We start from the raw sequence: 14,427 nt of genomic DNA, 5'->3' as shown, positions 1-14,427 counted from the left end.
CTCTTTAATTAAAGCTGCTTTCTTTCAATTGCTTGCATACTAAATGACTCTATTACGTCACCTTCTTTAAGATCATTAAATTTTTCAACGCTTAAACCACATTCATAGCCAGTGTTAACTTCTTTAGCATCATCTTTAAATCTCTTAAGTGAAGCTAACGTTGATTCAAATATTACTATTCCATCTCTTATAACTCTAACTTCTGAGTTTCTTATTATTTTACCGTCTGTAACGTAACATCCAGCAATTGTTCCTATATTTGAAATCTTATAAACCATTCTTACTTCTGCTTTTCCATTTACTACTTCTTTATATTCTGGATCAAGCATTCCAATCATAGCTGATTTAACATCTTCTATTGCATCATAAATTATTCTATATGTTTTAATTTCAACGCCTTCTTTATCTGCTATAACTGTAGCATTTGAATCTGGTCTTACATTAAATCCTATAAGTAATGCATTTGAAGCTGTAGCAAGGGTAACATCTGTTTCAGTTATAGCACCAACTCCACCGTGAATTACTCTTACTTTAACATCTTCAGTTGAAAGTTTTTCTAGTGATTGCTTTATAGCTTGAACTGATCCTTGAACATCAGCCTTAACTATAATTCCAAGCTCTTTAACTGTTCCTTCTTGAATTTGGTTATATAAATCTTCAAGAGATACTCTATTTGCTGAATGGAAGCTTTCATCTTTAATTTTTTGCTTTCTTGTTTCAGCCATATTTCTTGCTGTCTTTTCATCTTTAACAACAGTAAATCTATCTCCTGCTGATGGAACTTCTGAAAGTCCTAAAATTTCTACTGGAATAGAAGGACCTGCTGCTTTTATACTCTTTCCTTTATCATCAAACATAGCTCTTATTCTACCATATGTAGAACCAACTAAAATTGAATCTCCTACATGTAATGTACCATTTTGAATAAGTAATGTTGCAACTGCACCTCTACCTTTATCAAGTTTAGCTTCTATAACAGTACCCTTAGCTTTTCTCTTTGGATCTGCTTTAAGCTCTCCCATTTCTGATGTTAATAAAACCATTTCTAATAATTGTTCTAAATTTTCACCTGTTTTTGCTGATACAGGAACACATATAGTATCTCCACCCCAGTCTTCAGCTACTAATTCATATTCAGTTAATTCTTGTTTAACTCTATCTATATTAGCTCCTGGTCTATCTATTTTATTTATAGCTACTATCATAGGAACTTCTGCTGCTTTACAGTGGCTAATAGCTTCTTTAGTTTGTGGCATTATACCATCATCTGCTGCAACAACTAATATAACTACATCTGTAACTTGAGCTCCTCTTGCTCTCATTGCTGTAAAGGCTTCATGTCCTGGTGTATCTAAAAATGTTAATTTTTCACCAGTTAAATTTACAGTATAAGCTCCAATATGTTGAGTTATACCACCAGCTTCATGTGCTGTAACATTTGCTTTTCTTATAGCATCTAATAATGAAGTCTTACCATGGTCAACGTGACCCATAACTGTAACTATAGGAGGTCTCTTAACTAGGTTTTCTTCTACAACTTCTTCTTCTTCAACTACTTCTAACTCTTCTTTTTCTTCTTTTTTAACAACTAAGCACTCATATTTTTCACATACTTTTTCAGCTGTTGCAAAATCTATTTCTTGATTTATTGCAGCCATTACCCCTGTAAAAATAAGTGTTTTTATAACATCTGCCGTTGGTTTTCCAAGCTTTTCTGCAAGTTCTTTAACAGTTATAGTTTCACCAATTTCAACTACTCCTGATCCACCTTCACCAACTGCTTCAACTGCTTCTTCTGATTTCTTTTTCTTTCTCTTTTTAGCTTGATTATTAACTTCTTCAGCTAATATTTCTTCATATTCATCAACTATCGTTTTATCTGATGCTGATCCAGTTTCTCCAATTAATTCTTTAATTAATTCTGCATCTTCATCTTCTATAACGCTCATATGATTTTTCACATCAACACTAAATTCATTCATTAATAATTCTATAAGTTCTTTTGAACTGATTTGCAGTTCTTTTGCCAATTCATATACTCTGATTTTTGACAATAAAATCACCCCCGGTTAAATTTTAACTTTTTCCTCTTCGTAAAGGGTATAAAGTTTTTTAGCCATATTTTCGTCTGTTATAGCTAGTATTTTTACTTCTTCTCTTCCAATTGAAGTTCCTAACTCTTCTTTCGAAAAGTCTTCTATAAATTTTATATCTTTTGCTATGCAATGATTTATAAACTTCTTTTTTGTACTACTTGAAGCATCATTAGACATTATGAATAAAAAAATAGATTTTCTATTTCTTTGTTCATCACATTTACTATACCCTTCAACTAAATTTCCTGATCTTTTAGTTAGGCCTAGAAAATTAAAAAATTTATTCATTTTCAATCTCTTCCCTTAATCTATTATATATAACTTCATCTATAGCTATATCTAAGTTTCTTGAAAGTCTTTTTGCTTTGAAAGCTTTTTCTAAGCATTCTTTATCTTTACAAATATATGCACCTCTACCTGATTTTTTACCAGTTAAGTCAACAGAAACTTCACCTTCTGGGCTTTTAACAACCCTTATAAGTTCTTTTTTGGGTTTCATCTCCATACATCCTGTGCACATTCTTAAAGGAATTTTCTTTACTTTCATAAAAATCCTCCCTTATTCTATAGTTTCTTCAACTGTTTCTTCTTTTAATGCATCTGATTGGGATTTGCTTTTTATATCTATTTTCCAATTTGTTAACTTTGCTGCAAGTCTAACATTTTGCCCTTCTTTTCCTATTGCAAGTGATAATTGATTATCGTCTACAACTACTTTTGCAGATTTTGTTTCTTCACAAGCAACAACTTCTAAAACTTTTGCAGGGCTTAATGATGCAGCTATAAATTCTTCTGGATTTTTGCTCCATTTTATTATATCTATTTTTTCACCTTTAAGTTCGTTAACTATATTTTGAACTCTTGTGCCTTTTGGTCCAACACAAGCTCCCATTGGATCTACATTTTCATCATTTGAGTAAACAGCAATTTTACTTCTTGAACCAGCTTCTCTTGAAATACTCTTTATTTCAACAACACCTTCATATATTTCAGGTACTTCTAATTCAAATAGTCTTTTCACTAATCCTGGATGAGTTCTTGAAACTAAAATTTGAGCTCCCTTTGATCCATTTTTAACTTCTACAACATATAGTTTTACTTTTTCATTAAATTTATATTCTTCTCTTGGAATTTGTTCATTTGGCCCAATAGATGTTTCGATTCTTCCAAGGTTTACAAATACATTACCTTTATCTTTTCTTAAAACAGTTCCTGTTATTATGTCATATTCTAATTCTTTGTATTCTGAATATACTATGTTTCTTTCAGCTTCTCTTATTCTTTGAGTTACTACACCTTTAGCAAGCTGAGCTGCTACTCTTCCAAAATTCTTTGGAGTAACTTCTAAATCAACTATATCATCAAGATCATATCTTGGACTAACTTCTTTAGCTTCTTCTAAACTTATCTCAGTTACATCATCATATACATCTTCAACTACTACTTTTTGAGCATATACATGGATTTCTCCTGTTTCTCTATTTATGCTTACTTTAACATTTTGTGCTGATGTTGTTGGACTAGCATAATTCTTTTTGTATGCTGCAACTAAAGCATCCTCTATAGTACTAAAAATTAAATCCTCGCTAATCCCCTTATCTTTAACTATTTCTTTAAGAGCACCTATAAACTCTTGGTTCATTTTAATATCCTCCTTATTATATTTCCCCTTCTAAATTGGCTGATTTTATTTTATCTTTTGGAATTGTAATTAAATCATCAGTTTCAACTATAACTGAGTCGTCACTTACTTCCTTTAATATGCCTTTTATATTTTTTCTTCCATTTAATGATTTAGTGAACCTAACCATTATTTCTTTTCCTATTTGCTTTTTAAAGTGATCATCTGTAAATAATGTTCTATTTAATCCTGGTGATGAAACTTCTAAAAAGTATGCTTCTTTAATTGGATCCTTTTCATCCATAACATCGCTTACTCTTCTAGATAAAGCTTCACAATCAGATAAAGCTATACCACCATCTTTATCAATATATATTCTTAAATAATACTCTCCATTTTCTTTTACATACTCAATGTGATAAATTTCATAATTCAGCTCTTCAGCTATAGGTCTTACTAATTGATCAATAGTTTCTAATAATGCATCAACTTTCATATTAACCCTCCTTTACTATATTCAGTTTTTAACTTTTAAAGCTTTACTAAATCTTAACTACTCTATAAAAAAAGCAACTATTTGTAGTTGCAATTAAATAGAAAGAGCGGGCATTTATAACTCCCACTCATACTTTCTAGCTATTAGTAAATTACTTCTTTAATTATCCTATCATAATTTCCTAATTAATACAAGGGGTAGTAATTAAATTATTACGCTTCTTATATTAATTACTTGCCCCATATATATTGTTTTTATACTTAATTTAAAATAAAGATAACTGATTTGTCTCTGACATTCCTTCAAGACATCCATGATTACTTAAAGTTTCTATTACAGTTTTTGAAACTTTTGATCTTACTCTTAAATCTTCCTTAGATATAAACTCTCCTTCTTTTCTTGCCTCCACTATACTTTTTGCTGCATTATCTCCAACACCTTGAAGTGCACTTATAGGAGGTCTTATACCATCTTCTTCAATTGTAAACCTTGTTGCTTCTGAGATATATAAATCTACTTTTAAGAATTTAAGTCCTCTTGCATAAAGTTCATAAGAAAGTTCCAAGACAGTAATTAATCCCTTATCCTTTGCTGTAACTTTATTTCCAAGTTCATAAAGCTCATCTAACTTTGCTTTTATTGCTCCTGGTCCCTTACAAATAAGATCTGCATCAAAATCATCTGCTCTTACAGTAAAATATGTTGCATAATAAGCTTCTGGATAATACACCTTAAAATATGCTATCCTTACAGCCATCATTACGTAAGCAACAGCATGCCCCTTAGGGAACATGTATTTTATTCTTTTACATGACTCTATATACCAATCTGGAACATTGTTTTCCTTCATAGTTTTTTCAAATTCCTCTGTTAATCCCTTACCCTTTCTAACACTTTCCATTATAGTAAATGCCATTTTAGGAGGTACTCCAGCATACATTAAATACACCATAATGTCATCTCTTGTAGATATACAATCTTTTAGTGTAGTATATCCTTCTTTTATAAAGTACTGTGCATTATTAAGCCATACATCTGTACCATGTGAAAGACCAGATATTCTTACTAAATCAGCGAAGCTTTTCGGCTGAGTATCTACAAGCATTCCTCTAACAAATTTTGTACCAAATTCAGGAAGTCCATAACTTCCAACTTCACATCCTAGTTCATCCTTAGTTACTCCTAATGCTTCTGGTGAAGTAAATAATGAAATAACCTTTTTATCATTTAAAGGTATAGTTTTTGGATCAACTCCTGTTAAATCTTGAAGCATTCTAATCATGGTAGGATCATCGTGCCCAAGTATATCAAGCTTAAGTAATCTTCCTGATATAGAGTGATAATCAAAATGGGTTGTAGTTACATCTGATGTTGGATCATCTGCTGGACGTTGTATTGGTGTGAAATTATAAATTTCATTATCACTTGGAACAACCATAATACCACCAGGATGCTGTCCTGTTGTTCTTTTTATCCCTGTACAACCAATAGTTAACCTTTCAATTTCAGCACTCGAAGCTCTAAGTCCTCTTTCATCTAAATATTTTCTTACATATCCATATGCTGTTTTTTCAGCAACGGTACCTATTGTTCCTGCTTTAAATACGTATCCTTTACCAAACAGGACTTCTGTATACTTATGAATTTCTCCTTGGTTGTCACCTGAGAAGTTAAGATCTATATCTGGTTCCTTATCCCCTTCAAATCCCAAAAAAGTTTCAAACGGTATATCATGACCATCTTTTATATATTTAGCTCCACATTTCGGACAATCCTTATCTTCTAAATCTGCTCCTGAGCTTACAGAACCATCTAAGAAAAATTCAGAGTTTTTACAATTAGGGCAAACATAGTGTGGTGGTAACCCATTAACTTCAGTTATATTTGACATTGTTGCAACAAAAGATGATCCAACAGATCCTCTCGATCCAACTAAGTATCCGTCTGCTAAGGATTTTGCAACTAGTTTTTGTGCAATTAGATAAAGAACAGCATAACCATTGTTTATAATTGAATTTAATTCCTTATCTAATCTTTTTTGAACTATTTCAGGTAGTGGATCTCCATAAATTGAGTGCACCTTTTCCATAGTCATTTCCCTTATTTCATCATCTGCACCTTCTATTTTAGGTGGATATGTTTCATCTGGTATTGGTTTTAAAACATCTATTGAATCTGCTATTTCTCCCGGATTAATTATTACAACTTCTTTAGCCCCATCTTGACCTAAATAAGAAAACTCTCTTAACATTTCTTCTGTAGTTTTTAAATATAGTGGTGGTTGATTTTCCGAATCTGAAAAACCTTGCCCCGCCATTATTATTTTTCTAAAAACTTCATCTTGAGGATCTAAAAAGTGAACATCTCCTGTTGCTACTACTGGTTTGTTAAGCTCTTTACCTAAATTATATATCTTAGTATTCAAACTTCTAAGCTCATCTTCATCTTTTACATTTCCCTTGTTTATAAGATACTCATTATTCCCTATAGGCTGAATTTCTAAATAATCATAAAATCCCATAATTTCTTTTAGTTCTTCATCTGATTTTCCATCTAAAACAGCTCTATATACCTCTCCCGCTTCACAAGCAGAACCAATAATAAGACCATCTCTCATTTCCATAAGCTTACTTTTTCTAACTCTTGGACTCTTATGAAAATTATCTATATGCGCTTCTGATACTAATTTATATAAATTCTTCATTCCAGCTTGAGTCTTTGCAAAAATTATTATATGATATGTCTTTTCCTTTTTAATATCCATTTTTTCAAGGAATTCTTTATTTAAATCATTAAGACTATTCATATTTAATTCTTCAATCATCTTCTTAATAGATATCAAGAAAATTTCTGCTGTTGCTTTTGCATCATCAACTGCTCTATGATGATTTTCAAGTGAAACTCCAAGATGCTTAGCTACCAAGTTTAATTTAACTCTTTTTAATTCAGGATATAAAAATCTTGCAAGAGGAACCGTATCTACTATAGTTGAATTGAATTCAAGGCCTAAGTCATTACAATTCTTTTTTATAAATCCAGTATCAAAAGCTGCATTATGTGCTACTACTGCACAACCATCTATAAACTCGATAAATTTAGGTAAAACAACTTCTATAGGGTCCGCATCTTGAACTATCTCATCTGTTATTCCTGTCAGTTCTGTTATCTTATAAGGAATTCTACATTTAGGATATACAAATTCACTAAATGTATCTATTACTTCTCTTCCCTTAATCTTCACAGCTCCTATTTCTATTATCTTATCATTTTTAGCTGAAAATCCTGTAGTTTCTATATCAAATACTATAAAAGTATCATCAAAACTTTGCCCCATATCATTTAATGCTATTGGTATTCCATCATTAACTAAATATCCTTCTACTCCATATAGCACTTTAATTTTATTTTTTTTAGCTGCAATTTGTGCATCTGGAAAAGCTTGAACAACACCATGATCTGTTATTGCAATAGCTTTATGTCCCCATTTTGCTGCTCTTTCTATTATCTTAGTGGCTGATACAACACCATCCATAGCACTCATAGTAGTATGACAATGAAGCTCAACTCTTTTTTCTTCCGATCCATCCATTCTTTCTATCTTACTCATTTTTAATATATCTCTGCCCATTATTACTACTTCTCTAGCATATGTATCATAGATAGCTTCTCCTCTTACTTTACAGTATAGGCCTTTCTTAACATTATCCAATACTTCTTCAGTTTCTTGTGGCTTTAAAAAGCATTTTACAGTTATTGAACTTGTATAATCTGTAATAAAGAAAGTTAATATGGTCTTACCTGTTTTAGTTTCAACTATATCTGTTTTGAAGACTTCTCCTATAACAGCAACAACTCCTGAAGTCTCATCTATTTCCTTAATCGAAATAGCTTCTTGACTTATACCTCTACCTAAGATGCTATTTTCACTTTTAGGTTCTCTTTTAAATTCTCTTTTTTCATATGGCTTCTTAGGCTTAGAACTTTGTTTTTCTTCGCTAGGCTTAGTTGTAGACTGTGCCGAAATATTTCTACCACTGAAAATTTCTTTTAAAACTTCTTTTTCTTTTTCAAGCTTTTTAGTATAGTCATTTTCTACTTCTAGACTACTATCATACTCCAAAGTTATCTTAGATTTTATTCCAAATATACTTTCTATCTTTAATGCTATTTGTTTTGGAATATCTTTTGTATTTAGATGCTCATTTATTTTATCATATCCACTAGCTATATTTATAGTATTACCATTAACAGTCTTTTTTCCTTTAGTCAATACAGATTTAGATAAAGGAGCTTTTTTCATTACATCTTCTGTAACCTCAATCCAATGCTTTTCTACTATTTCATTTAGTGTTAAATTTGATATATCTCTATAAAATAGAACTTCTATATTTATATCAATTCCTAATGTTTTTTTAATTGCTCTTTTAACTTCATCTTCTTCTTGATTATTTAAGCCATCTTTTCCACGCAATACTACTTTTAGAAGATTACTTTTCTTTAAAAACTGAAACTTTATTATATTTATTCCTTTATCTTCTAATGATTCATTTTTATTTATTTCTTTCTTTATAAGTTTTAAAGCATCTTCACTCAAATAAATAACACCTCCTAAACAATTTATAATGCATAGTTGATAATATGTGATTTAATTTTTTTATGTTTTTTGAAGTGTTTAGTAAAATATTTATTAATATTTGCCAAATAAAATTTAACGAAATAATTGACAATGTAAAATGTCAATTAAGCATTTTTTCAACTTAATTTTTCATTATTCATTGTCAATTATTCTAATTACATATTTTCTATTTCTTTCATTAACTCTTCAATTAAATCTTCTTCTTTTACTTTTTTCACTATTATACCTTTTTTAAAGATTAAGCCTTCTCCTCTGCCACCAGCAATTCCAATATCTGCTTCTCTTGCTTCCCCTGGTCCATTAACAGCACATCCCATTACAGCAACCTTAATATTTTTATTTATACTTTCTAATTTTTTTTCAACTTCTTGTGCTATTTTTATAAGATTTATTTGAGTTCTACCACAAGTAGGACAAGATATAAATTGTAAACCACTTTCTCTTAATTTTAAAGCTTTTAAAATTTCTTTTGCAACCTTTATTTCTTCAATTGGATCACTAGTTAGAGATACTCTAACAGTATCACCTATACCTTCTGCTAAAAGCGTACCAAGACCAATGCTTGATTTTATTGTTCCTCTAAAAGGTGTTCCAGATTCCGTTACTCCTAGATGAAGAGGATAATTACAACTTTCACTCATTAATCTATAAGCTTCTATCATCATTACAACATCAGATGATTTTATTGATATAACTATATCATAAAAATCTAATTCTTCTAGTATTTTAACATGTCTTAAAGCTGATTCTACTAAACCCTTAGCTGTTGGCTTTCCATCTCTTTCTAAAATATCCTTTTCTAAAGATCCTGAATTTACACCAATTCTAATTGGTAAGTTTTTAGCCTTTGCTGCTTCCGCAACTATTTTAACTTTTTCTATACTTCCAATATTACCTGGATTTATTCTTAGCGCCGATACACCATTTTCGATAGCTGCTAAAGCTAATTTATAATCAAAATGTATATCTGCAACTACAGGAATTGGTGAATCTTTGCATATTTCCTTTAAAGCTTCTGCTGCCTTCATATCAGGAACTGCACATCTTATTATTTCACAACCTGTTTTATATAAAGTATTTATTTGTTCTAATGTAGCTTCTACATCTCTAGTATCTGTATTTGTCATTGATTGAATAGATACAGGAGCATCTCCTCCTATATAACAACTTCCAACCTTAACTTTTCTTGTTTGCTTTCTTTCCATTTTCTTTTCTCTCCTAAATTTGTATAGGGAATAATATATCTTTTATTGTAACTATAATCATAAGCCCAAAAAGTAGCATTATTCCAACGTAGTTCATTGCCCCAACTACTTTATCTGGAACTTTTCTTCTTGTAATAAGCTCTATTAATAATATTACAGTCCATCCACCATCTAGTGCTGGGAATGGTAACATATTAAACACAGCTAAATTTATACTTATGAAAGCTATAAAGTACATAAGATTCCATATACCATTTTTTGCGGCTTCACTAGACATTCTAATAATAGATACCGGTCCCCCTACATCTGTTTTAAAATTAACTTCTCCCATAATCATCATTTTTAAACTTTTGTAAGTTTGACTAATTACTGATAGTGTCTCCTTGAAGCTTTGTTTAAAACTTTGCACAATACCTGGATTATCTATTCTTTCAAATCCAAAGCCTATCATGTATCTTTCCCTTCCATTTTCCTCTGTCAACTTAGGAGTAACAGTAACTTCCTTCTTCTCCCCATTTCTTTCAACTAAAAAGTTAATTGGATTATCTTTTGCAAGACTTATCCCTATAGTTAAATCATCTGCTGAAAATACTCTACTTCCATTAACCTTTAAAAATTTATCGCCTTCTTGTAACCCAGCTTCCACTGCTGGCATATTTTCAATTAAGCTATTTACCTTAGGTAAACTATATCCAAACTTATTTAAAAATACTGTAAATATAATTATAGCAAATAAGAAATTCATAGTTGCTCCTGCTATAATAACACTTATTCTTCTAAGAGGCGATTTCGAAGAAAAGCTTCTTTCATCTTGAACCTCTTCTTCTTCTCCCATCATTTTAACATATCCTCCAATAGGAAACAAACCTATTGAATATTTTGTTTCTTTTCCTTGAGTAGAAAGTATTTTAGGTCCCATTCCAATAGCAAATTCCTCAACCTTTATTCCATTAACCTTTGCCATAACAAAATGACCAAGTTCATGAACTATTATAAGTAAACTAAATCCTAATAACGCATAGATTATATCCAATATATTTCTCCTCCTAATTCCATCTTGCCCTTATATATTCTCTTACTTTCTTATCTAATTCAATTACATTTTCTAAAGTAACTTCCTTTGATTTTTCTTCTTTAAAGTATTCTAAAGCTTCTTCTATTATTTCTGCAACTTGTAAAAATTTTATCTTTTCTTCTAATAGTAACGCTACTGCTTCTTCATTAGCACCATTTAAAATACATGGAGCTAACCCACCCTCTCTTCCAACTTTATAAGCTAACTTTAAACACTTAAAAGTTTCTAAGTCAGGTTTTTCAAAAGTTAGTGCTCCAATTTCATAAAAATTAAGTCTTTCTGCTATAGCATGCTTTCTTTCTTTTTTATTAATTGCATATTGTATAGGTAGCTTCATATCGGTTGATCCTAACTGAGCAATAACGCTTGCATCATTATACTCTACCATGGAATGAATTATACTTTGAGGATGAACCACTACTTCTATGTTTTCATATGAACAATTAAATAAGAAATGTGCTTCAATAACTTCAAGTCCTTTATTCATAAGTGTTGCTGAATCTATAGATATTTTTTGACCCATATTCCATTTTGGATGTTTTAACGCATCCTTTACAGTAACATTTTTTAAATATTCATTATCCTTTCCTCTAAAAGGTCCTCCTGAGGCTGTTAAAATAATTTTATTTACATCTTTTTCAGTATACCCATTTAAAGCTTGGAATATAGCACTATGTTCTGAATCTACCGGCAGTATATCTACTCCCATTTCTTTTGCTTTTTTCATTACTAATTCGCCAGCTACAACTAAAGTTTCTTTGTTAGCTAATGCTATATCTTTTTTTGCTTCAATGGCTTTTATAGTTGGTCTTAGTCCAATCATACCTACTACTGATGTTAAAACCATATCTATTTCTTCTAAAGTAGCAATTTTTTCAAGGCCTTCTATTCCTGAATATACTTCTATGTTTAAATTCTTATCTAAGCAATAATCTTTAATAGCTTTTGAACTTTTTTCATCCATCATAGCTACATACTTAGGATTAAATTCATTTATTATTTCTTTAATCTTTTCAACAGATGAATTAGCACTTACACCTATAAGCTTAATTTCATTATTTGAATTTCTTATTACATCTAAAGTTTGAGTACCTATTGAGCCTGTAGCCCCTAAAATTGAAATGTTTTTCATACTTACCTCCTAGCATTCAGTATTTAACTACTGTAAATCATATCTTTTGCAATTATACTGTAAATTGGACCTGCAATTATACCTACAAATCCAAACATTTTTACCCCTACATAAATCGACACTATAACTATTAATGGATGAATTTCTAGCTTGCTACTTAGAAATTTAGCCTCTAATATTTCTCTAACAAAGCGTTCTAACAAATATAATGAAATTAATCCAATTACTAATAAGTACCTCTTCATTATAATATTGTATATTATAATTGGCATAAAAACAATTGTTGTTCCAACAAAAGGAAGTATATCTAAAATAGCACATAAACTTCCTAAAAAAATACTATTATGTATTCCAAGTATCTTAAATCCTAAAGTTATTATAAAAGCACTTAATATTATTAATCTTACCTCTATTTTAAAAACTTCTTTTAAATTTTTTATTTTCTCCATGAAGTTACTTATAATTTCTTGAGGAAATAAGTTTTTTAGTAAATCATAAATTTTATTCTTATCAACTAATATAAAGTAATCTATTATATTGGCTAAAAAATAAGAAACAAGACTATCACCCGTCACAATTGCACCTTGCATTATCATATTACTACTAAAGAATCCACTTAATGTTTGTAACATTTTGTTTAAATCAAAATTTAAAAGTATTTTCATATTTTTTATAAATGCATCTACCTCTGACATATTATTTCTATAAAATTTATAAAATAAACTTAAAATTGTATTTCCAAAATAAAATATTATAACAAATATAAAAATATTTATTATAAGTAAACTTAAAATTGCACATATAGATTTCGGTAAATTAGTTTTTATAAAAAATTTATATACCGGCTGAGTTATTAAAATCATTATAACAACAATAATAAATGGTTGAAAATAGTTTTTTATTAATAATGTAATTAATGAAATAATAATAAATGTAATTACTAAATTTATTATTTTATTGTAAGTATCGTATAATTTCATAATAATACTCCTTATTATCTCATATATAAGTTGTACTAGAAATTATAGTTAACCAAAATATGTCACTAATTGAAAGAATCAAGGTAAATCTAGTATTTAGTAACTTATATAAAAATTTAAATAATATATGTTTTTAATCCTCATATTTTACTTAGCTTAATATATTAGCTATTTAATATATTAATAGATTTAAATTTGTAGAACACTAATTGAAACATACATACTATGATTATATTAGTCTTAATGCTAATACATACCTTACTCTTTAGTAATATAAATTTATTTTAAACATAAAAAAGGTAGGGATAACAATTCCCTACCTTTTTCAATTGATAAATCATACATATTTCAAATATTTACTCTTATATTATTTTCGCCTAAATTCCTACGATAAAAGTTAGATAATAAAAAACTACAGCTGCATTAAATAATATCGAGTCAAATCTGTCTAAAATACCACCATGACCTGGTATTAAATTACTATAATCTTTAATTCCCACATATCTTTTTACAGATGATGCAACTAAATCACCAAATTGACCCATTATTCCGCATAATGCACCTATTAAAAAGAAATGAATTATTGAAACTTCTGGAATATATTTACCAATTATTAATCCATATATTCCACATCCAATAGTGCTTCCTAAGAATCCACCTACTGAACCAGCAACAGTCTTTTTCGGACTAACCTCCGGACAAATCTTTCTTTTTCCTAAATACTTACCTGAATAATATGCAGTTGTATCAGCAATCCAAGACCCCAAGAAAATTAACCAAACTAAATACTCGCCACCAATTTTACTATTTACTATAGGTATAAAGCTAAATAGCACGCCTACATATAAAAAACCTAATAAAGTTATTGAAACATCGATAAATGTATATTTCAAATTTATAATAGGTATAATTAGTAAAATTATAACTGCAAGAACTATAATATACATAATTTCTTCAAAGTTATTTCCTCTTAAATAAAAAATTGCTAAAAGTGCATATCCTACTATAGTCACTGGCTTGAACTTTTTTTCCTTTAATGCCTTATAAAACTCATATAAACCGCATACTGAAATAACTATTGTAAAAGCCTTAAGCCAAATTCCACCTAGTAAAATAAAGAGTATAAATGGAGCTATCATAGCTGCTCCTAAATATCTACTATTTAACTTCATTTTTCCACCTCAAC

11 protein-coding genes are annotated in these 14,427 nt (G+C 29.6%); all 11 read right to left on the bottom strand.

Features of this window, described 5'->3' with window-relative positions:
* Positions 1–8: 8 nt before the first annotated feature.
* Entirely contained in the window at positions 9–2,054 is a 2,046-nt protein-coding gene (gene infB, locus CSBG_RS07540; protein WP_008678416.1) for a translation initiation factor IF-2, read from the bottom strand.
* A gap of 15 nt (positions 2,055–2,069) precedes the next feature.
* Entirely contained in the window at positions 2,070–2,384 is a 315-nt protein-coding gene (locus CSBG_RS07535) for a 50S ribosomal protein L7ae-like protein (RefSeq protein WP_008678415.1), read from the bottom strand.
* Positions 2,377–2,643 (bottom strand): YlxR family protein, encoded by a 267-nt coding sequence (locus tag CSBG_RS07530; RefSeq protein ID WP_008678413.1) that lies wholly within the window; start codon positions 2,641–2,643, stop codon positions 2,377–2,379. Before CSBG_RS07530 ends, CSBG_RS07535 begins: the two co-directional genes overlap by 8 nt.
* A gap of 12 nt (positions 2,644–2,655) precedes the next feature.
* Positions 2,656–3,738, bottom strand: a complete 1,083-nt coding sequence (nusA, locus tag CSBG_RS07525; RefSeq protein ID WP_008678411.1) for a transcription termination factor NusA — start codon at positions 3,736–3,738, stop codon at positions 2,656–2,658.
* Positions 3,739–3,754: 16 nt separating this feature from the next.
* Positions 3,755–4,213, bottom strand: a complete 459-nt coding sequence (rimP, locus tag CSBG_RS07520) for a ribosome maturation factor RimP (RefSeq protein WP_008678410.1) — start codon at positions 4,211–4,213, stop codon at positions 3,755–3,757.
* A gap of 265 nt (positions 4,214–4,478) precedes the next feature.
* Positions 4,479–8,807: a PolC-type DNA polymerase III gene (locus CSBG_RS07515; protein WP_008678409.1), complete on the bottom strand. Its 4,329-nt coding sequence runs from the start codon at positions 8,805–8,807 to the stop codon at positions 4,479–4,481.
* A gap of 197 nt (positions 8,808–9,004) precedes the next feature.
* Complete coding sequence (ispG, locus tag CSBG_RS07510) at positions 9,005–10,093, bottom strand: flavodoxin-dependent (E)-4-hydroxy-3-methylbut-2-enyl-diphosphate synthase (RefSeq protein WP_276508065.1); 1,089 nt, start codon at positions 10,091–10,093, stop codon at positions 9,005–9,007.
* On the bottom strand, positions 10,068–11,087 hold the full coding sequence (locus CSBG_RS07505) for a M50 family metallopeptidase (protein ID WP_008678406.1): 1,020 nt from the start codon (positions 11,085–11,087) through the stop codon (positions 10,068–10,070). Before CSBG_RS07505 ends, ispG begins: the two co-directional genes overlap by 26 nt.
* A gap of 13 nt (positions 11,088–11,100) precedes the next feature.
* Positions 11,101–12,261, bottom strand: coding sequence for a 1-deoxy-D-xylulose-5-phosphate reductoisomerase (gene dxr, locus CSBG_RS07500; RefSeq protein WP_008678404.1), 1,161 nt, complete (start codon positions 12,259–12,261; stop codon positions 11,101–11,103).
* Between the two features lie 23 nt (positions 12,262–12,284).
* On the bottom strand, positions 12,285–13,241 hold the full coding sequence (locus CSBG_RS07495) for an AI-2E family transporter (RefSeq protein WP_008678403.1): 957 nt from the start codon (positions 13,239–13,241) through the stop codon (positions 12,285–12,287).
* A gap of 377 nt (positions 13,242–13,618) precedes the next feature.
* A complete protein-coding gene (locus CSBG_RS07490) occupies positions 13,619–14,413 on the bottom strand; it encodes a phosphatidate cytidylyltransferase (RefSeq protein WP_008678402.1) in 795 nt (264 codons plus the stop codon).
* Between the last annotated feature and the right edge of the window lie 14 nt (positions 14,414–14,427).

The organism is Clostridium sp. 7_2_43FAA (assembly GCF_000158375.2).
Classification (GTDB): domain Bacteria; phylum Bacillota; class Clostridia; order Clostridiales; family Clostridiaceae; genus Clostridium; species Clostridium tertium.
Note: the sequence above shows the minus strand (reverse complement) of the source record. Positions and strands in the feature narration are given on the sequence as shown.

Bases quoted from the DNA above. Each gene is read 5' to 3' on its own strand.
- CSBG_RS07490 (WP_008678402.1), bottom strand. From the start codon at position 14,413: ATGAAGTTAAATAGTAGATATTTAGGAGCAGCTATGATAGCTCCATTT.
- dxr (WP_008678404.1), bottom strand. From the start codon at position 12,261: ATGAAAAACATTTCAATTTTAGGGGCTACAGGCTCAATAGGTACTCAA.
- CSBG_RS07495 (WP_008678403.1), bottom strand. From the start codon at position 13,241: ATGAAATTATACGATACTTACAATAAAATAATAAATTTAGTAATTACA.
- CSBG_RS07535 (WP_008678415.1), bottom strand. From the start codon at position 2,384: ATGAATAAATTTTTTAATTTTCTAGGCCTAACTAAAAGATCAGGAAAT.
- CSBG_RS07530 (WP_008678413.1), bottom strand. From the start codon at position 2,643: ATGAAAGTAAAGAAAATTCCTTTAAGAATGTGCACAGGATGTATGGAG.
- rimP (WP_008678410.1), bottom strand. From the start codon at position 4,213: ATGAAAGTTGATGCATTATTAGAAACTATTGATCAATTAGTAAGACCT.
- nusA (WP_008678411.1), bottom strand. From the start codon at position 3,738: ATGAACCAAGAGTTTATAGGTGCTCTTAAAGAAATAGTTAAAGATAAG.